Origin of the sequence: Paeniglutamicibacter cryotolerans (assembly GCF_014190875.1) — a bacterium.
GTDB classification, from domain to species: domain Bacteria; phylum Actinomycetota; class Actinomycetes; order Actinomycetales; family Micrococcaceae; genus Paeniglutamicibacter; species Paeniglutamicibacter cryotolerans.
This window is the reverse complement of record NZ_JACHVS010000002.1, coordinates 277,063-296,372: the sequence shown is the minus strand read 5'-3', so window position 1 is coordinate 296,372 and position 19,310 is coordinate 277,063. Positions and strand designations below refer to the sequence as shown.

Below are 19,310 nucleotides of genomic sequence, written 5' to 3'. Positions count from 1 at the left end.
CTTGGTCTAGTGGTGCTGGGGAAAAACGGTCGTCAGGAGACGCGGCGGCCGACGACGGCCGGCAACTCGCGCCCGTCGAAACAGGTCCGGGTGCCGGTGTGGCAGGCGGCGCCGACCTGGTCGACCTTGATCAGTACGGCGTCCCCATCGCAGTCGATGGCGGCCGAGTGCACGAGCTGGATGTGCCCGGAGGTATCGCCCTTGCGCCAGTATTCGTTGCGGGAGCGCGACCAGAAGGTCACCCGGCCGGTGCTCAGGGTCCGGCGCAGTGCCTCCTCGTCCATCCACCCGAGCATGAGGACCTCGCCCGTGTCGGCCTGCTGGATGATCGCGGCGATGAGGCCAGATCCGTCCTTCTTGAGCAGGGAGGCAATCTCGGGGGCAAGCATGCCGGCGACAGAGGCGCCGGTAGCGGGAGCTGGGTTGTGCGGCATTACCGCAAGTCTAATCGGTTCCCCGGCCCCCGGTGTCGACGATGACGCGCAATCGGCCACCGCGCCGCTCCCGACGCGGCATAAAAAGCAGGGTTTCGGTCTCCTCCATGCCCCGGTCTTCATGCTAGTTTCAAGGGGATGCGATTCGTCCCAGCTTCCCGACAAGTTCTGGCCGAGGTCCTGCTTGCCGCGGGTCCGACGGCCGCCACGTTGTGCGCCGGGTGGGAAACCCGGCATCTGGCCGCACACCTGGTCTTGCGCGAACATTCGCCGCTGGCAGCCGGTATCCTCGTGCGCCAGCTTGCACAGCGGATGGAACGCGAACTGGAAAACCTGGCCGCTGAGGCCCTGACTCCCGCCGGCTTCGCCACCCTGGTCCGCCGCTTCGAGGCCGGCCCCGGCAGATTCTCCCCCCTGGCCATCCCCCCGTTGGATCAGGCCACGAACCTCATGGAGTACTTCATCCACACAGAGGACGTCCGCCGGGCCTCTGACCGCTGGGTGCCGCGCGCGCTGGATGCCCGGTATTCGGAACTGCTGTGGCGCAACCTGATCGGCCGCGCGGCGCTGATGTACCGGGGGTCCGACGTGGGGATCATCCTGGTCCGACCCGACGGAATCCGCCATGTGGTGCGCAAGGCGGGAACATCGGTGGCCATCAGCGGCGCCCCTTCCGAATTGGTGCTGCATGCCTCGGGCCGCGGCGCCCAGGCGCTGGTGACCTTCGAGGGATCCCCTGAAGCAATAGCGCTGCTGGCCACCGCACACCTCTCCCTCTGACGCGCCAGCCGGAGCAGCCGCACTTGGGCAATTCACCCATTGTGGGCGGATGCGCCCGGGGCCTATCGTAGGCCTATGGCAGTCCCCTCAAGCGGCACCTCGACGCAGCAACCCCCCGGGTCGACCGTGGCGGTTCCATCGTCCCGTCCGCGGGGAAACATGTTGTGGTGGATCCTGCGTCGATATATGCGCCCGTACGCGAAACTGCTCATCGCCGTCGGCCTGTTCCAGGCGGCACAGTCGATCGCTTCGCTCTACCTGCCCAGCCTGGTCGCCAACATCATCGACAACGGTGTGGCCAAGGGCGATGTCCACTACATCATGGTCACGGGCGGGGTCATGCTGATCATCACTCTGGTGCAGGTCGCGTGTGCCATTACTGCCGTGTACTTCGGAGCCAAGGCCTCCATGTCACTAGGCCGGGACCTGCGCGGAGCCATCTTCCACCGGGTCAGTGAATTCTCCGAGCGGGAGGTCTCAAGCTTCGGTGCGCCCTCGCTGATTACGCGCACGACCAATGACGTGCAGCAGGTGCAGATGGTCGTGCTGATGACCTGCACGCTCTTCGTCGCCGCCCCCATCCTGGCCATCGGCGGCGTGGTCATGGCGATGAAGCAGGACCTCGGACTCTCCTGGCTGATGGCCGTCAGCGTGCCGGTGCTACTGGTGTCCATCGGGCTCATCATCACGCGCATGGTGCCCTTGTTCCGACGGATGCAGAAGCGCATCGACGCGGTGAACCTGGTGCTGCGCGAGCAACTCACGGGCATCCGAGTCATCCGCGCTTTCGTTCGCGAGGACCTCGAAACGGCCCGTTTCGCCAAGGCCAACACGGAACTCACCGAAACGGCTCTGGGAGCAGGCCGACTCTTCGCCTTGATGTTTCCGATCGTCATGATGGTGCTGAACGTTTCGAGTGTCGCGGTGATCTGGTTTGGTGGGCTGCGGGTCGCGGACGGGACCATGGAGGTCGGTGCGCTGGTTGCCTACCTGAGCTACTTGCTGCAGATCCTGATGGCCGTCATGATGGCAACCTTCATGGGGGTGATGCTGCCACGGGCCGCGGTCAGCGGGGACCGCATCGGCGAGGTGCTCACCACGGAATCCTCGGTGGTGATGCCCGAACACGGCGTGACCTTACTCAAAGGGAAGGGCACCATCGAATTCGACGGCGTTTCCTTCTCCTACCCCGGAGCCGAACAGCCGGTCCTGCGCGATCTGGACTTCACCGTACTGAGCGGACAGACGACGGCGATCATCGGCAGCACCGGCGCCGGGAAAACCACCCTGGTGAACCTATTGCCGCGGCTCTTCGACGCGACGGCAGGAACGGTCAAGGTCGACGGAGTTGATGTCAAGGAACTCGATCCCGACCTGCTCTGGAGCCGGATCGGCCTGATCCCGCAAAAGCCCTACCTGTTCGCCGGGTCGGTGGCCAGCAACCTGCGCTATGGCAAACCCGATGCCACGGACGATGAGTTGTGGGCGGCGTTGCGGATCGCACAGGCAGCCGACTTCGTCTCAGAGATGGCAGGCGGACTCGCCGCCGAGATAGCCCAGGGCGGCAGCAACGTCTCCGGAGGCCAACGCCAGCGCCTGGCCATCGCCCGGGCGCTGGTCAAGGAGCCGGAAATCTATGTTTTCGACGATTCATTCTCGGCCCTCGACAGCGCAACGGATGCCCGGCTGCGGTTGGCGCTGAAAAAGCACCGGAGCGGATCGACCATGATCATCATCGCCCAGCGGGTTGCCACGATCCGTGATGCCGATCTGATTATCGTGCTGGAGGGCGGGGCCATCGTGGGCCACGGTACGCATGAGGAGCTGTCGCAGGCCTCGGCCACCTACGCCGAGATCGTGGCTTCCCAACTCACTGCGGAGGAAGCGGCATGAGCACGACGGGGAGCAGGAGCGCCGCGCCGGCACGCCCGCCCATGGGTCCGCGGCGCGGGCCGGCCATGGGTGCCTCGCTGCCGGCCGAAAAGGCGCTGGACTTCCTTCCGTCGGCCAAGAAGCTACTGGGTCGGCTGCGCCCCCACCGACTTGGCCTGATCGCCACGCTGGTCCTCACGGCGATCAGCGTGGGCTTCAGCGTGCTCGGACCAAAGTTTCTGGGCCAGGCAACCAACCTGATCTTCGAGGGCGTGATCTCCAAGGGCCTTCCCGCCGGGCTGACCCAGGAGCAGGTGATCGCCGGGCTCCGGGCCCAGGGCGAGAACTCGGAGGCCGATTTACTTTCCGGAATGCACCTGACTCCGGGCGTGGGAATGGATGTGCACGCCCTGGGTACCATCCTGCTCGGCGTCCTGACCCTCTATGTGCTCTCCTCGATTTTCAGCTGGCTTCAGGCCTATGTGCTCAATGAGGTGGTGCAGCGCACCATGTACCGGCTGCGTCAGGATGTCGAGGAGAAGATCAACCGGCTGCCGCTGGGCTACTACGACAAGATGCAGCGCGGTGAGCTGCTCAGCCGCGTCACCAATGACATCGACAATATCTCGCAGTCCCTGCAACAAACCTTCAGCCAGATGGTCACCTCGATCTTGACCGTCGTCGGTGTGCTGGTGATGATGTTCGTCGTCTCGCCGCTGCTGGCTGTCATCGCCCTGATCACGATCCCGATCACCGTGCTGATCACCACGCTTGTCGCCAAGCGGTCACAAAAGCTGTTCGTCGGACAGTGGAAGCACACCGGTGAACTCAACGCAGGCATCGAGGAAAACTACACCGGGCACTCGCTGGTGAAGGTCTTCGGCCGCCAGCGCGAGGTCCGGGCCGTTTTCGATGCCAAGAACGAAGAACTGTTCAAGGCCAGCTTCGGCGCCCAGTTCGTCTCGGGGATCATCCAGCCGGCAATGATGTTCGTCGGCAACCTCACCTATGTGGCAATTGCCGTGGCCGGCGGCACGCTTGTTGCCAACGGTTCGATGCGTCTGGGCGATGTCCAGGCCTTCCTGCAGTACTCGCGCCAGTTCACCCAGCCGCTGGCCCAGCTCGGCTCCATGGCCAACCTGATCCAATCCGGAGTCGCCTCAGCCGAGCGCGTCTTCGAACTTCTGGAGGCCGAAGAACAGGTCCCGGACGCCGCTCCTGCACAGAGTCCCACCGCCTCGAAGGGCCTGTTGGTCTTCGATGACGTGTCATTCAGCTATTCCCCCGATACCCCGTTGATCGAGCATGTGTCCCTGACCGCCGAACCCGGGCACACCATCGCCATCGTCGGGCCCACGGGCGCCGGCAAGACGACGCTGGTGAACCTGATGATGCGCTTCTACGAACTCGATTCCGGGCGGATCACCTTGGACGGAGTGGACATCGCCGCTATGGCACGCGATGATCTGCGCGGCCGGATGGGCATGGTCCTGCAGGACACGTGGCTGTTCGGCGGCACGATCAGGGATAACATCGCCTACGGGCGTCCCGGTGCCACCGCGCAGGAAATCATCGATGCGGCGACCGCAACCTATGTCGACCGGTTCGTCCGCTCGTTGCCGGAGGGGTATGACACCGTCTTGACCGACTCGGCGGAGAACGTCAGCGCCGGTGAGAAGCAGCTGATCACCATCGCGCGCGCCTTCCTGGCCCAACCGAGCGTGCTGATCCTGGATGAGGCAACCAGCTCGGTCGATACGCGCACCGAGGTGCTGGTACAGCAGGCGATGGCCGCCCTGCGTGCCAACCGCACCAGTTTCGTGATTGCGCACCGGCTCTCGACCATCCGGGATGCCGACCTGATCCTGGTGATGCAGGCCGGCCGGATCGTCGAGCAGGGATCGCACACCGAACTGCTGGAGGCAAGAGGTGCCTACTTCGAACTTTACAATGCACAGTTCGCGATGCCCGCGGCCGAGGACGTCTAAGAAATCGCGCCAATAGGCGTCGAGTCCTTGACCTCCAACCGACCCCCGCCACGTCATTAACCAACCCCGCGACGTCATTAACGAAAAGCAGGCACGGCTCCGTGTTAAACATGTTTTCGACCAAGAAAATATGCGATCCAGGAGAACCGTGCCTGCCCTTCCATCATTCCTCATCAAACCCCTCTGGACACAATTCAAGGCACTGATCCCACCCCGGGTTGATGAGCACCCACTGGGCTGCCACAAACCCCGCATCCCAGACCGGCTCGTCTTCGACAAGCTCATCCAGGTCCTCGTCCTCGGTGCCGCCTACGAAAAAATCTCCGACACCACCTGCTCGGCCACCACCATCCGGCGACGCCGCGACGAATGGATCCACGCCGGGATCTTTGAACAACTCGAACAGATCGCCCTGGAATCCTACGACCGGATCGTGGGCATCGACTTCGAAGACCTCGCCGTGGACGGGTGCATCGTCAAGGCCCCCTGCGGCGGCGAGGCAGCCGGCCGATCCCCGGTAGACCGCGGCAAACAAGGAACCAAACGCTCCCTCCTGGTCGATGGCAAAGGCATCCCGCTGGGCACCGTGGTGGCACCGGCGAACCGACACGACTCCCCGCTACTACGCCCCACCCTGGAGAAACTCGCCCGCTTCGGATTCCACCTGCCACCAAAGATCACCGTGCACCTGGATGCCGGCTACGACTCCACCACGACCCGGGACCTGCTCGAGGAACTCGGCTGCGCGGGCGAGGTCGCCACCCAGGGCATCCCCTCACCGATCCAGGTCGGCAAACGGTGGGTGGTGGAACGCACCAACTCCTGGCACAACCGCGGATTCCGCAAACTGGCGATCTGCACCGAACGACGCACCACCGTCATCAACGCGTTCATCGCTTTGGCGAACAGTGTCATCGTGATCCGCCGACTCATCCGCGAAGCCTGGCTGACCCACCGCTGGGATGCCCGACCCCTCCGCCGCCCCTGAGCCTATTGGCGCAATTTCTAAGCTTGCTATTTAACCTCTGGCGGAAAGTCTGTTGACTTTCCGCGCCTCAATCGGCGTGTCATGACACGATAAGCGGCCCTCGTTTCTCATGCTGTTTGGTACCAACAAGACAGCAAAAGGACCGAGGGCCGTGGCGATGAGTATGCATGAATGTTCCGGTGAATCGCAAGCCTCCTGCCCCGAGCAGCAATTCGATGCGTTCCGGCAAAGCTACTACCGCTGCCTCACCCGTAGGGCCGATGCGCTCTTCGAACTCACTGATGCATTGCTGTGTACCCAGGGGAAAGTCACCGACCTGGCCCACCTGTCCCTGGAACCCGAGCACCACCGCGGCCACGGGGCCCTGTATGACGCGGTGAACTCCGGGAACATCAACCACGCGGCACTGAAAACCCTCATCGGGGCGCTGCCCGTGCCCAAGATCCCGGGCCCGGACGGCCGGAAGAGGATCGTGCTCGCGGTGGACGTGTCGAACTGGCTGCGCCCGGACGCCGGATGCAGCCCCGGGCGCGCGTTCTGCCACACCTACGCCCGCAACGGGCAAGCGCACATGGTTCCGGGGTGGCCTTATTCTTTCGTGGCCGCACTGGAATCCGGCGCCACCTCCTGGACCGCACTGCTGGACGTGGTGCGGCTGCGCCCGGCCGATGACGCGACCGCGATCACCGCAGATCAGCTCCGGAGCGTCGTTGACCGGTTGAGCGCCACCGGGCAGCAACAGAGCACAGATCCCGAGGTCTTGGTGGTCATGGATGCCGGCTACGACGTGACCCGTCTGGCTTGGCTGCTCCAAGACCTGCCGGTGGTGCTGGTGGCCCGGTTGCGTTCGGACCGGGTGTTCTACGCCCCGGCCGGGGCACGCCGCGGACCGACCAAGGGCCGGCCGCCGCGCCACGGAGCCAAGCTGGCTCTGCGCGATCCGGCCACACACCCGGACCCTGTGCACCGTTCGGTCCAGGAACTGGAGCGGTACGGAGCCGTGAGCACGGTCGCGTTCGAGCGGATGCACCAAAAGATCGACACCAGGGCTGGGTGCAAGGATTCCCACGGTTCCCCACCCCTCATCGAAGGCACGGTGATCGGACTGAACGTCGAACACCTGCCCGGTGGGCAGCCACCAAAGCCGATGTGGCTGTGGGCGTCCAAACCCGTCCCCGGCGATGTCCGGGAGGTGGATCATTGGTGGTCCATGTACCTGCGTCGTTTCGATATCGAGCACACGTTCCGCTTCCTGAAACAGAACCTGGGCTGGGCCCGGCCCCACCTGCGGGAGCCGAATGCGGCAGACCGCTGGACCTGGATCGTGATCGCGGCGCACACCTCGCTGCGGCTGGTGCGGCCAATGGCCATTGAGTGCCGCTTGCCGTGGCAACAGCCCATTCCAGAGTCCAAGTTGACCCCGGGAAGAGTCCGGGCGACCTATCGGCGTGCCTGCCGGGACGCGGTCCACCCGGCGAACCCGCCGATAGCTTCCACGGCCGGTCCGGGACGTCCCCGAGGCGGCGTGAATCGGGTCAAACCCGTGACCCAGCCCGTCGGGCTGGCCCACTACAAAGGTTAAATGCCAAGCTAAGCGGTTCCGGCACTACCGGGAGATTGAAATGACACCATTCCATGGTGTCGGGGATGCGGTGGCGCCATAAAATACGAAAGACTGGGAGCCACACCATTTCAAAGGACGGCACATGATCAAGCTCCAGCAGGACCCCGACGGATTCGTCCGCATGCCCACCATCGTTCCCAACAGCGCACGCATCACCGTCGTCTTCGCCGACGGAACGCAGGAGGAATTCACCGGACAACGCCTCAATGACCTGCGCGCCGAGGCGCTTGCCGGGTTCCGCAAGGGAAACAACATGGACGCAAAGGGTTTCAACCGCAACAAGGGCCAGGTGAAGCACGGCAAGAACTCCGTCCAGTTCGTCCCGGTGGCACCGGGCATGTCCCAAAAACCCCGCTGATCCCACCGGGGCATCCCTTGGAACCGCACCACTCAGCCGTGTAGTTCCCGGTAGGCCGCAGCCGCGTCCGGGTGCAGCGGGACATCGGCCGTGTTGATCAGCGATTCCGGGCTCAGGAACTGGACTCCGACGCTCGATTGCGGAATCAGTTCCCCGGCGTTGCCGACCAGCAGTTCGACGGTCCGCCGCACCGTCGAAGCGTCCAGGTCACCACGGCACAGCAACAAGTTGGCCACCCCGACGGTCCAGACGGCGGGCATGCCCGCATAGCTGTCCTCGGGCACCAGCACCTTGTCGTAGAAGGATCCATAGCGCTGACGCAGCGCGGGGAGCGTTGCGGAGAGATCCAACAGGGCCAGCCCGGCCTTCCGGTGGGCCGCGGCGATGGCCGCGGTGGGCACGCCTCCGGACCAGAACAGTGCATCGATGCCGCCGCCAATGAGTGCGCGCAGCCCGTCATTGAGTCCGAGGTCCACCATCGTGGCCGACTTGCCCGAACCGTCCCCCGAGCTCGATTCCCCCAACTCCGCCACCTCCAGGATCCGCGGGGCTATCTGCGAGGTCCCCGATCCCTGGCGACCCACCCCCGCGGTACGTCCTGCCAGGTCGTTGATGGATCGGATACCGCTGTCCTTGCGCACCAGCGCATGGACGTAGTTCTCATAGACCTTCCCCAGCGCGACGATGTTTCCGGCTGCGGCTCCCCCGCCTTTGACCTGCCCGGATGCCGCATCGGCGAGCGCAACGGCCAGCGTGGCCCGGCCGCTGAGCAGGTGTCCGATATTATCCAGGCTGCCGCCCGTCGCCTTCACCACGGAAGATTCGGCGACGCCATGGAGCTGCAGTGATGCGGCGAGCAGCTCGGCGAATTCCAGATAGAAGCCCCCCGGCTCCCCACCGGCGACGGTGATCACTCCGGACCTGGCCACAGGAGCGCATCCGGCAAGGACCGGCCCCAGCAGCCCGGAAAATCCGGCGGCAAGCCCGGCCCCGAGTATCGTCCTGCGCGCGGCAAGGCGCCTAACCGACTCCTGCCCGCTCACCGCTTCTCCCCGGCTCCCGAGGCTTCCTGCCCGAACTCGATGCGTGCCAGCAGTCCGTGCGGATGGTTTTCTGACAGCGCGAGGCGGGCCCCGTTAGCCTCGGCCAACCGCTCAACGATGGTCAGCCCCATGCCCGTCCCGCGGATCCCCTGATGTTCGGGTGCCCGCCAAAACCTCGTGGTTGCAGCTGCCCGTTGCTCCGATGGAAGCCCCGTGCCATGATCCGCTATCTCGATAGCCGTTCGACCGTTGCTGAGCTGGATGGCTGCAGTGATATCGCTTCCAGCCGCGTACTTGATCGCGTTGTTCAGCAGCTCACCGACCATCTGGGCCAGCTCGGTAGCGCTGCAGGGCACCAGCAGTCCGGGTTCTGGAACATTCCCAAGAAGGATCGCCGTTCCGGCCCTCCCTGCCGCCGGCCGCGCCCGCTCGACCTCTTCCCACAGCACCAGCTGCGGATCAATGAGGGGCCCAGCCCCCACGGTGCGCCCGGCTGCATCTTCGAAGGCCCGGTGCTCGGCCACCGCAAGTTTCAGCACTCCGTCGAGGATCTCCTCCACCCGTTCCAATTCGGCCAGCACACCGGTTCCCGCAACCCGCTCCCGGTCCTCCTGCAGTTCAAGCATCAGCAGGTCGACCCGCAACCGCAGCGCCCCGATGGGATTGCGCAGTTCATGGGAGGTGTCGGCGATCAGGCGGCGTTGTGACTCGATGCCGTTGCTGACAGTCTCGGCCATGGTCGTGAAGGATCGGCTCAGGTCCCGCAGCTCGGGCGGTCCGTCCTCCGGCAGCCTTCCGGTGCGCCCGGTCTCCTTCAACTCGGTGACCGCTGCGGACAGCCGCTGGACCGGACGCAGTACCCATCCGGTAACGCGTGTGGCGGCATAGAGCAGCAGTCCAGCAAGGGCGGCCGCGACAAGTCCGACCGATAGCCCTTGCTGTCGCAGTATCGAGCGCGCCGCCTCGAGGTTGACTTCAAGCAGGACCTCACCCAGCACCTGATTGGCGCTGCCGAACGAGCGCGCCATCACCTCCGTGCCACGACCGAACGGCTGGATGCGCGTCAGCGTGGTGTCACTGAGGTTCAGGCTCGCCCGGGAAAGCGCGTCACGGACGTCGGTCCGTCCCACCTCGAGCGCCCCCGAACCCAGGGTGCCGCGCTGCAGCCGGATCAGCACCGCTTCGTCGTACAGCCCCGAATACGTGTCCATCTCCCGTTGCAGCACCGAGGTGTCCCCGTCCACGGAGGCATCGTAAGCCAACTGGGCGAAGCGGTTCAGTGATGTGATCCGGTTCAACTGCAGTTCCTGGGTGAGGGCACGGCTGCCGGATTCCAGGATCACCGTGGAAAACAGCGCGACAAGCAACAGGGACAGGAGGCTCAAAACGCCCAGGACCCGCAGTTTCACCGGCCGTCGGTTTCTATGCGGTAGCCAACGCCACGGACGTTGACGATGAATCCCGGCAGTTGGAGTTTGGATCGAAGCCCGGTCAGGTGGACGTCGAGCGACCGGGACGTCGCGACGAATGCATCGCCCCAGAGCGTGTCAAGGATCTGCTCCCGGGTGACGACCGAACCGGCATTGCTGGCCAACAGCACCAGCAGATCGAACTCAGTGGCCGTCAGTGCGAGCGCGCGACCGGCGAGGTCCGCGACCCGGCGGTCCAGGTCGATTTCCAGTTCCCCCAGCACGACACGTGGATTCCGCTCGGTTTCCGACCGGGCGGTGCGCCTGGCGACCGCCTCCATGCGCGCCAGTAGTTCCACGAGCTTGACCGGTTTGAGCAGGTAGTCATCGGCGCCCGTGCGCAGGCCCAGCACGACGCTTCGCTCGTCATCGCGAGCGGTGAGAATGAGGATGGGACATTGGGTGACCCGGCGGAGCTTACGCAGCACATCCAAGCCGTCTATGTCGGGAAGCCCGAGGTCAAGCAGGATCAGCTCGTGTTCCCGATGGATCAGCAGGGCATCCTCGCCCCGGGAAACCCGGGTGGCGACGTGGCCGGCCGATGACACGGAGGCGATCAGGGCAGCTGCCATCGAGTCGTTGTCTTCGACGATGAGCACGTCCATTGCGCTGCCTCTTCCAGTGATCAGGACCCCATGCCGCGGCCCGCCTAGGAGATTATCACTACTCCCTGCCTCCCAAACGGCCCCACGGGCCCCTGCAGGACCGTCCGCTGCGCAAGAGCCCAAGTCCTAAGGAAGTGTTAGGACTTGGTCCTCACGTTGGATGTGCGATGAATCACGCATAGCTTTGTTGAGGTCCCCGGCCTTTTGGTGGACTGCCAACTTTGAGGAGGAACCATGAGCAACGCCGCCATGGACAAGAAAAAGAGATCACCGGGCCCGGATGCCCGCAAACCGGCCAAAGGCAAGAACGCCGCGGACCAGGCCGAGGCGGCGCAGACGCGCAGGGCCGTCAGCAACATCCTCAAGGGTTCATCCGGAAACCTCGTCGAGTGGTTCGACCTCTACGTCTACACGGTGTTCGCTGCCTACTTCCAGTCGCACTTCTTCAACTCCACCAATGAGCTGCAAGCTGGCCTCGAAGCGATGGCGGTCTTCGCCACCTCGTTCCTGATGCGTCCTGTCGGCGCCTGGTTCTTCGGCCGTTATGCAGACCGCCATGGACGCAAGGCGGCGTTGACGCTGAGTGTGACGATGATGTCCGCCGGGTCGTTCGCCATTGCCATCCTGCCGACCCAGGACCGCATCGGTTCGTGGGCCATGATCCTCTTGGTCCTCGTCCGGCTGCTGCAGGGCTTCTCCGTGGGTGGCGAATACGGCACCAGCGCCACCTACATGTCGGAGGCCGCGACCACCAAGCGCCGCGGATTCTTCTCGAGCTTCCAGTACGTGACACTGATCGGCGGGCAGATGATGGCCCTGCTGGTCCTGGTCATTCTGCAGAACACCATGGCCGATGAGACGCTCCGAGCATGGGGCTGGCGCATCCCGTTCGCCATCGGCGGCGTTGCCGCGTTGGTCGTCCTGTGGCTGCGGCGCAGCATGGAGGAAACCATCTCCGCGGATCAGGTCGCGGCGACCAAGAACGCCGTAGTTGCCGGCGAGGCGCAGCCGGGCACGATGAAGCTGCTGCTCACCCAGTACTGGAAGCCGCTGCTGATCTGCATCGGCGTCACCCTGGGCGGCACCGTTGCCTTCTATACCTACACCAACTTCATCTTGAAGTTCATGAACGATACCTCGGGCATCCCCAAGACCCAGACCTCGCTCATCAACTTCTGGGCGCTGTTCATCTTCATGTTGCTGCAGCCGGTCTACGGCATGATCTCCGACAAGGTCGGCCGCAAGCCGCTGCTGCTGTGGTTCGGCATCACCGGCGTCATGTTCACCTGGCCGCTGCTTTCCCTGCTCGCCGGAACCCAGAACCCGGTCTTCGCCTTCCTGCTCATGATGGGCGGCCTGGTCATCGTCGGTGGCTACACCTCGATCAACGCCCTGGTGAAGGCCGCGCTGTTCCCGGCCTCGATCCGCGCGCTGGGCGTCGGCCTGGGCTATGCCATTGCGAACTCGCTCTTTGGCGGCACGGTACCCCTGATCGGTGCAGCACTGCAGAAGGCAGGACGTGTCGACCTGTTCTTCACCTACGTGACCGTGGCTATCGCCATCTCCCTGGTGGTCTACATCTTCGCCCTGAAGAACAAGGAGACCACGCACCTGGACAATGAACAGGGCAATGCCTGGACCGGAGGGGACAAGCCCAACGATTCCGACAAGGACCTCATCGACGCCTAGTGTCAATCACGGGGATCGTTGCCGCACCGAGCGATGACTGTCCCCCGGGCATGGCACGGGGCCGGGACAAGCGTCCCGGCCCCGTGCCATGCCCGGCGCAGCTCCGATCAGCAGCCCCTGCCGCGGCTAGCAGGCACTGGCTTCGGCCATGGTCATGGTCATGGTCATGGTCATGGTCATCTTGATCATTTCCTGGATCTGTTCGGCACGCCGGGATTCCTCCCCCTTGTGTCCTGTCGTGAAGTACAGGGATTCGCCGCCCCACCACGACCTCGTGGCGCGCGAAGACCGCCAGCCAGGCGGGTGCGCTCCCCATGAACGCTCGGGCAGGCATGGGTCGGCCCCTACGCGCCAGCTCCCTTCGATCGGTGCTGTGAATTCCGCAACGAGCGTCAGCCTGCGCTCGGCGGGATTCCTGTCGCTACTGGTGACTCTCCCGGCTCCATTTCCGCTGGGTTTGCTCGGAGGGGATGCCCCGATGCGGTCAATACGCTGCCGGCAGATGGCCTCATAGGTCTCCAACGGCCGTACGGCACGGCACAGCACCGGGCTTGCCGAATCACGTGCACCATCCGCTCCCTTCCGGGCTTTTCCATAACGAACGATAAGGACTGCTCGTGAACGGACGCCCTGCTTCTGCACCGCGGCAAGGGACACGTGACAGGGAAAAATCGGTCGAGGCCAGGAAGGCAGGGGGATTCCTACGTGTCGAACCGTACTTGCCGGTGCAGGCTACGCTGGTGCCCGTCGGAATTCGACCCGATATGGCAAAGGACCGCCGAACCGTGATGGTCGGATGTCCTTTGCCATAGCTTGCAGGGTTGTTTCTAGAGCTCCCGCGTGCGGTAGTGGTAGCTGGAGACCGTGTTGAATCCCAGCGAATCGTAGAGCACGATGGCTCCGATATTGGACTCGCGGACCTGCAGCCACAGGCCGTTCAGTTCCCGGGTCCAGGCCTCGCCCAACAGTGATTCCATGACTTGGCGGGAGTATCCGTGGCCACGTGATTCGGGTCGGGTCAGCACGCAGTAGATGCCTCCGAAGCCATCGACCAGCGCCATCCGGCCGATCGACTCGATTCGTCCGTCAACACGCAGTTCTCCATAGACCGAGGGGGTTCCACGCAGGATCTGCGCGGAGATCGCACGGTCCCCCGGATCGTGCGGGCCCTCGATGGACCAGAAGAACTCCAACCATTCAGCCGAAGGCTTTTCGCTGAGCTCGATACGGTCATCGGCCGGGATGTCGGCGAAGCGCTGCAGCTCCCCCGCACCCATCATCTGCACGAGAGTCGGCGAACCCACGCTGTAGCCCTTGGCAGCCAGTCTCTCATCCAGATCCGACGGCTGTGCTCCGGGACCAATCTGGAACACGGAGTTCAGCCAGCGTTCGGCGCAACGGCGTTCGACTTCGGCGATCGCCTTGTCCACATCGGCCGGCGCGGCCAGCGGCAGCACCGAGTTGGCGCGCTGGGTGACACCGGCGGCAAAGCGCAGTTCCCAGCCATCGACGTGGCCGTGTTCCAATGCGTTCCAGCCGCGGCCCATCAGGACCTCAAGCGGCATCTCGTCAGCGAACAGGGTACCCAGCCTCCTTGATTGCCGTCTTGACCTGGGCGATCATGTCGTCCGGACCGAAGTGGAAGATCGAGGCGGCAAGCACGGCGTTGGCTCCTGCCTCGATGGCCGGCGGGAAGTGATCCGGCGAACCGGCGCCACCCGAGGCGATCAGCGGGACCTTCACCGCGGCCCGTACGGCGCGGATCATTTCCAGGTCGAAGCCGTCCTTGGTGCCATCGGCGTCGATCGAGTTCAGCAGGATTTCACCGACGCCGCGTTCTGCTGCCTCCTTCGCCCAGGACACGGCGCACCGTCCGGTTCCGTTGCGTCCACCGTGGGTGGTCACCTCGAAACCGGATTCCACGTTCGGGTCATCGGTGCGGCGCGCATCGAGCGAGAGCACGAGCACCTGTGAACCGAAACGCTGGGTGATTTCGTTAATGACCTCGGGACGGTTCACCGCCGCCGTGTTGATCGACGCCTTGTCGGCACCGGCGCGCAACAGCCGGTCCACGTCCTCGACGGCTCGGACACCGCCACCGACGGTCAGCGGGATGAAGACCTGTTCGGCCGTCTTGGTGACGACATCGAACGTGGTCTCGCGGTTGGAGGAGGACGCCGTGACATCCAGGAACGTCAACTCATCGGCACCGGCGGCGTTGTAGCGCTTGGCCAGTTCCACCGGGTCGCCGGCATCACGCAACCCCTCGAAGTTCACGCCCTTCACGACGCGACCTGCATCGACGTCGAGACAGGGAATCACTCGGATAGCAACACTCATGCGGCTGGCTCCTCAGGTGCGGTCAAACGAAAGGGTGTGGGAAGGAAAGACGCCTAGATGCGGCAGGCGTGGATGGTCGAGACCAGGATGGCGCGCGCACCCAGGTCGTAGAGCTCATCCATGATCGAGTTCGTGGAGCTCTTCTTCACCATCGAACGCACGGCGAACCAGTCGGTATCCTGTAGCGGGGATACGGTCGGGGATTCAAGGCCCGGGGTGAGCTTGCAGGCCTGGTCGACCAGCTCGCGGCGCACGTCGTAGTCGAGCATGACGTACTGGCGGGCGACGAGCACGCCCTGCAGGCGGCGCATCAGCACGTCGAGTCCGTGGGGGTTCGAGCCGGTACGGCCGATGACCACGGCCTCGGAACGCAGGATCGGATCCCCGAAGACCTCCATGCCGGCGGCCTTGAGCGTATTTCCGGTTTCGACGACGTCGGCGATGGCGTCGGCCACACCAAGGCGGACCGAGGATTCCACGGCACCGTCCAGCCGGACGACCGTCGCATCGATGCCCTGGTCCTGCAGGTAGGTGCGCAGCAGTCCGTCGTAGCTGGTGGCGATGCGCTTGCCGTTCAGCTGCCCGGCGGAGGTGAAGTCACCGACCGGCCCGGCGAAGCGGAAATTGGAGGCGCCGATGCCCAGCGGCAGCAGTTCCTCCGCGTCGCCGTTGACCTCGGCGTCGAGGAACAGGTCGCGTCCGGTGACTCCGACGTCCAGGATGCCGCGGCCGACGTAGACGGCGATGTCCCGGGGGCGCAGGTAGAAGAACTCGACGTCGTTGTCCGGGTCGGTGATGACCAGTTCGCGGGAATCGCGGCGCTGGATGTATCCGGCCTCGGTCAGCATGGAGGTGGCTGCTTCGGACAGGGCACCTTTATTGGGTACGGCTACGCGCAACATGTGAATCTCGATTCTGGGGCTGTTTCAGGGTATGACAAATACAGGGGCAATACAGGGGCAAGTGCCACCGGGTGCCGGCATGAACCGGTACGGCGGCTAGAGATGCTTGTAAACGTCCTGCAGGGTCAGGCCCTTGGCCAGCATCATCACCTGGAGGTGGTAGAGCAGCTGGGAGATTTCCTCGGCGGCGGCTTCATTACTTTCGTATTCGGCAGCCATCCACACTTCGGCGGCTTCCTCCACGACCTTCTTACCGATGCCGTGCACGCCGGAGTCCAGTTCGGCGATGGTACGCGAACCTTCGGGGCGGGTTTCGGCCTTTTCGGTGAGTTCAGCGAAGAGGGTGTCAAAAGTTTTCACCCCCTCAGACTAGCGGCGATACCCGAACGGGCAAGCAACCCGGCTCACATTGTGACCAAGCACTCACGCCGGGGGCCAGCATGACACCATCACCACCAAACAGCGCCCCGCCCCCGGGTGTGTCGTTGCCTTTTCAAAGGCTTGCCCCCCTCCTCCCGCCCCGTCGTGGATGACGTGAAAAGCTGACCCGACCTGCCTGGAAGCTGAACGGCACCCGTCGGGCCCGCCCTGGCAGGGGCCAAAATTGACCGGCATGAGAGCAAGCCCGGTCCGCTGCCACCGCCACTCGTTCCACAATCTGGTTGCCTCACGAAACAATTCAACGGCTAGTTTTTCCTGACCTGGAGCTGCTGTAATGTCGCAAACGCATGCCCCTCAGCACACCCGAAAATCCCTATTTGGAGGAACCATGGAACAGGCAGTCACTGTTTTCAAAAATGCCCACGTCTTCGACGGTGTCGACTTCCTGGACACGCCCACCGACGTGGTCTTCGCCAACAATAAAGTCGCTGCCGTCGGCCAGAACGCGGGATCGGCGGAGGCCTACCGCGGTGCGACTGTCATCGACTGCACCGGCAAGACCCTTCTGCCGGGCATGATCGACCTGCACATCCACGCCACCAGCTCCAACCCCGGATCCCTGGCTAACTTCGCAGAGCCATTCTCCTTGCAGTTCTACGAATCCGTCGGAAACCTCGAGGCAACCCTCCGGGCCGGCATCACCTCGGCCCGCGATGCCGGCGGCGCCGACCTGGGCGCCAAGGTCGCCCTCGAATCCGGATTGATCAAGGGCCCACGCCTGCGCCTGGCCGTCAGCATCATGTCCCAGACCGGTGGCCACGGCGACTTCATGCAGCCCTCGGGGCTCTGCAATCCCGGCCTGGGCCCGCATCCGGGCCGTCCGTCCGGGCTGGCCGACGGCGTCGAGGAAATCCGCAAGGTGACCCGCACGCTGCTGCGCGCCGGAGCCGACCAGATCAAGATCTGTTCCACCGGCGGGGTCCTGTCCCCCGGCGACGATCCCCGCCACTCGCAGTTCACCAAGGACGAAATCGCCGTGGTTGTCGAGGAAGCAGGCCTCCAGGGCAAGTACGTGATGTCCCACGCCCAGGGCACCGCCGGCATACTGACAGCGCTGGAATGCGGCGTGCGGACCATCGAGCACGGCATCTACCTCACAGACGAGGCCATCCAGTCGTTCCTGGACCACGATGCCTACCTGGTCCCCACTCTCGCCGCACCGCGTGCCGTCATTCGCAAGGCCGAATCCGGCAATAGCGGGCTGCCCCCGCAGGTCATTGAAAAGGCCTACCGCGTCTTCGAGATCCACCAGAACTCCGTCGCCATGGCCGTGGCCGCCGGAGTCAAGATCGGCATGGGCACCGACTCAGGTGTCGGCGTCCACGGGGAGAACCTCGAGGAGCTGGAGCTCTTGGCCGGAGTTGGCATGACCCTGAAGCAGGTCCTGGCCTCGACCACGTCCATCGCCGGCGAACTGATCACCCCCGAGGAGTCGGTAGGCAGGCTCGCCGAGGGCTACCTGGCCGACGCCGTCCTGCTGAACACGAAGCTGGAATCCACCGACCAGCTGAAGGACCTGCAGTCCATGATCGAAGCCGTCTACCAAAACGGAAACCGACAGTTCGCCAACTAGGCTTCGACTTCGCTTTACCGCATCAGAAGGGAACCCATTGATGCTTGAAGTACCCATTTACGTCGCCACGATCATCGTTGCGATCATCGCGCTCGGTGAACTGGTATCCATCCTCACCAAGGCCTGGATCCCCTCGTTGATGATCATTTTGGCCGGATACCTGGTCCTGCTGTGGACCGGGGTCATTCCCCCGGACCTCATCCCGAAGTCCACCATGGCGGCCGTCGGCGGCGTCCTCATCGGCGTGGTCATCACCCATATGGGCACGCTGATCCCGATCTCCCAGATCAAGTCCCAGTACAAGGCCATTCTGATCGCCCTCATCGGCATGGTCCTCGGTTCGGGCCTGATCCTGCTCGTGGTGACACCGATCCTGGGATACGCCTCGGCCGTTGCCGGCACCGGCCCGGTCACCGGCGGCATCATCGCCTACCTGATCACGGCCGAGAAGCTTACCGCTCTGGGCCTGGACAACCTGGTGGCCATTTCCGCCATCGTCCTGGGCATCCAGTCCCTGGTCGGGCTCCCCCTGGCCAACGTGCTGCTGCGCAAGTATGCCACCAAGAAGCGCGACCGCGGGGACTTCCTGCTCGCCGTTGAGGCCCCGGCCGGCACCCCCGAACCGAAGGTCCGCCGCCAGCTCATTCCGGAAAAGTTCCAGCAGCCGCCGATCCTGCTGCTGCTGCTGTTCCTCGCGGCCAGCCTGGCCAAGTGGCTCGACACCCTGACCGGCCTCAATTACGGCGTGTGGGCCCTGCTGATCGGCGTCGGAGCGCACCTGATCGGGCTCTTCCCGGCCAAGACCATGGAAAAGGCGAACTCCTTCGGCTTTGGACTGGTGGCCATCATCGTGGTGATCATGGGCAGCGTCAGCGGCGTGACCTTCGAGGTCCTGCTGAAGACCATTGGCCCGGCGCTCCTGATCCTAGGCATCGGCGCCATCGGCATCATGGCCGGCGGCTGGTTCGGTTCGAAGCTCTTTAAGTGGGATCCGCTCAAGGGCATGCCGATCGCCCTGACGGCGCTCTTCGGCTTCCCTGGTGACTTCATGCTGTGCCGGGAAGTCAGCCGTTCCGTCGGCCGGACCCCCGAGGAGCAGAAGAACATCTTCGATGAGCTGGTCACCCCGATGCTGGTTGCTGGTTTCACCAACGTGACAACCACATCGATTCTTGTCGCTTCGATCCTGGTGCAGACGCTCTAG

The 19,310-nt window shown here is 64.2% G+C and carries 17 protein-coding genes; 9 read left to right on the top strand and 8 right to left on the bottom strand.

Annotation, left to right across the window (positions count from 1 at the left end; all coding sequences use genetic code 11):
• Positions 1-32 precede the first annotated feature (32 nt).
• The gene (hisI, locus tag E9229_RS14495; protein WP_183512332.1) at positions 33-434 is read right to left on the bottom strand and encodes a phosphoribosyl-AMP cyclohydrolase; all 402 of its coding nucleotides are present in this window, start codon (positions 432-434) and stop codon (positions 33-35) included.
• Between the two features lie 138 nt (positions 435-572).
• Between hisI and E9229_RS14490 the strand changes: the two genes are divergently transcribed.
• The 6 genes from E9229_RS14490 (at position 573) to E9229_RS14465 (ending at position 8,044) form a co-directional block, all read left to right on the top strand.
• Positions 573-1,214, top strand: a complete 642-nt coding sequence (locus E9229_RS14490) for a TIGR03085 family metal-binding protein (RefSeq protein WP_183512331.1) — start codon at positions 573-575, stop codon at positions 1,212-1,214.
• A gap of 159 nt (positions 1,215-1,373) precedes the next feature.
• Positions 1,374-3,107, top strand: coding sequence for an ABC transporter ATP-binding protein (locus E9229_RS14485; protein ID WP_183512330.1), 1,734 nt, complete (start codon positions 1,374-1,376; stop codon positions 3,105-3,107).
• Positions 3,104-5,074 carry an ABC transporter ATP-binding protein gene (locus E9229_RS14480; RefSeq protein WP_183512328.1) on the top strand — a complete coding sequence of 657 codons (1,971 nt, stop codon included), beginning with the start codon at positions 3,104-3,106 and terminating at the stop codon, positions 5,072-5,074. The genes E9229_RS14485 and E9229_RS14480 overlap by 4 nt, the downstream gene beginning before the upstream one ends.
• A gap of 148 nt (positions 5,075-5,222) precedes the next feature.
• Positions 5,223-6,062, top strand: coding sequence for an IS5 family transposase (locus E9229_RS14475; RefSeq protein WP_183512327.1), 840 nt, complete (start codon positions 5,223-5,225; stop codon positions 6,060-6,062).
• A gap of 157 nt (positions 6,063-6,219) precedes the next feature.
• Complete coding sequence (locus E9229_RS14470; protein WP_221184668.1) at positions 6,220-7,644, top strand: NF041680 family putative transposase; 1,425 nt, start codon at positions 6,220-6,222, stop codon at positions 7,642-7,644.
• Positions 7,645-7,768: 124 nt separating this feature from the next.
• Positions 7,769-8,044 (top strand): hypothetical protein, encoded by a 276-nt coding sequence (locus tag E9229_RS14465; protein ID WP_183512326.1) that lies wholly within the window; start codon positions 7,769-7,771, stop codon positions 8,042-8,044.
• A gap of 32 nt (positions 8,045-8,076) precedes the next feature.
• Here E9229_RS14465 and E9229_RS14460 read toward each other — a convergent pair whose 3' ends face one another.
• The 3 genes from E9229_RS14460 to E9229_RS14450 are packed head-to-tail and all read right to left on the bottom strand — an operon-like array spanning position 8,077 to position 11,161.
• Positions 8,077-9,087, bottom strand: a complete 1,011-nt coding sequence (locus tag E9229_RS14460; protein WP_183512325.1) for a TAXI family TRAP transporter solute-binding subunit — start codon at positions 9,085-9,087, stop codon at positions 8,077-8,079.
• Positions 9,084-10,496 (bottom strand): sensor histidine kinase, encoded by a 1,413-nt coding sequence (locus E9229_RS14455; RefSeq protein ID WP_183512323.1) that lies wholly within the window; start codon positions 10,494-10,496, stop codon positions 9,084-9,086. Before E9229_RS14455 ends, E9229_RS14460 begins: the two co-directional genes overlap by 4 nt.
• Positions 10,493-11,161 carry a response regulator transcription factor gene (locus E9229_RS14450; RefSeq protein WP_183512322.1) on the bottom strand — a complete coding sequence of 223 codons (669 nt, stop codon included), beginning with the start codon at positions 11,159-11,161 and terminating at the stop codon, positions 10,493-10,495. The genes E9229_RS14455 and E9229_RS14450 overlap by 4 nt, the downstream gene beginning before the upstream one ends.
• 249 nt (positions 11,162-11,410) lie before the next feature.
• Here E9229_RS14450 and E9229_RS14445 point away from each other — a divergent pair, with 249 nt between their 5' ends.
• Entirely contained in the window at positions 11,411-12,850 is a 1,440-nt protein-coding gene (locus tag E9229_RS14445) for an MFS transporter (protein WP_183513071.1), read from the top strand.
• An 827-nt stretch (positions 12,851-13,677) separates the two neighbouring features.
• Here E9229_RS14445 and E9229_RS14440 read toward each other — a convergent pair.
• From E9229_RS14440 to E9229_RS14425, 4 genes are all read right to left on the bottom strand, one after another.
• Positions 13,678-14,415: a GNAT family N-acetyltransferase gene (locus tag E9229_RS14440; RefSeq protein ID WP_183512321.1), complete on the bottom strand. Its 738-nt coding sequence runs from the start codon at positions 14,413-14,415 to the stop codon at positions 13,678-13,680.
• A 4-nt stretch (positions 14,416-14,419) separates the two neighbouring features.
• The gene (gene hisF / locus E9229_RS14435; protein WP_183512320.1) at positions 14,420-15,190 is read right to left on the bottom strand and encodes an imidazole glycerol phosphate synthase subunit HisF; all 771 of its coding nucleotides are present in this window, start codon (positions 15,188-15,190) and stop codon (positions 14,420-14,422) included.
• A gap of 53 nt (positions 15,191-15,243) precedes the next feature.
• Positions 15,244-16,092: an ATP phosphoribosyltransferase gene (gene hisG, locus E9229_RS14430; protein ID WP_183512319.1), complete on the bottom strand. Its 849-nt coding sequence runs from the start codon at positions 16,090-16,092 to the stop codon at positions 15,244-15,246.
• 96 nt (positions 16,093-16,188) lie between these two features.
• A complete protein-coding gene (locus E9229_RS14425) occupies positions 16,189-16,452 on the bottom strand; it encodes a phosphoribosyl-ATP diphosphatase (protein WP_183512317.1) in 264 nt (87 codons plus the stop codon).
• A gap of 409 nt (positions 16,453-16,861) precedes the next feature.
• Between E9229_RS14425 and E9229_RS14420 the strand changes: the two genes are divergently transcribed.
• Both E9229_RS14420 and E9229_RS14415 read left to right on the top strand, forming a co-directional pair.
• Complete coding sequence (locus tag E9229_RS14420) at positions 16,862-18,106, top strand: metal-dependent hydrolase family protein (RefSeq protein ID WP_183512316.1); 1,245 nt, start codon at positions 16,862-16,864, stop codon at positions 18,104-18,106.
• 40 nt (positions 18,107-18,146) lie between these two features.
• Positions 18,147-19,310, top strand: a complete 1,164-nt coding sequence (locus tag E9229_RS14415; protein ID WP_183512315.1) for a hypothetical protein — start codon at positions 18,147-18,149, stop codon at positions 19,308-19,310.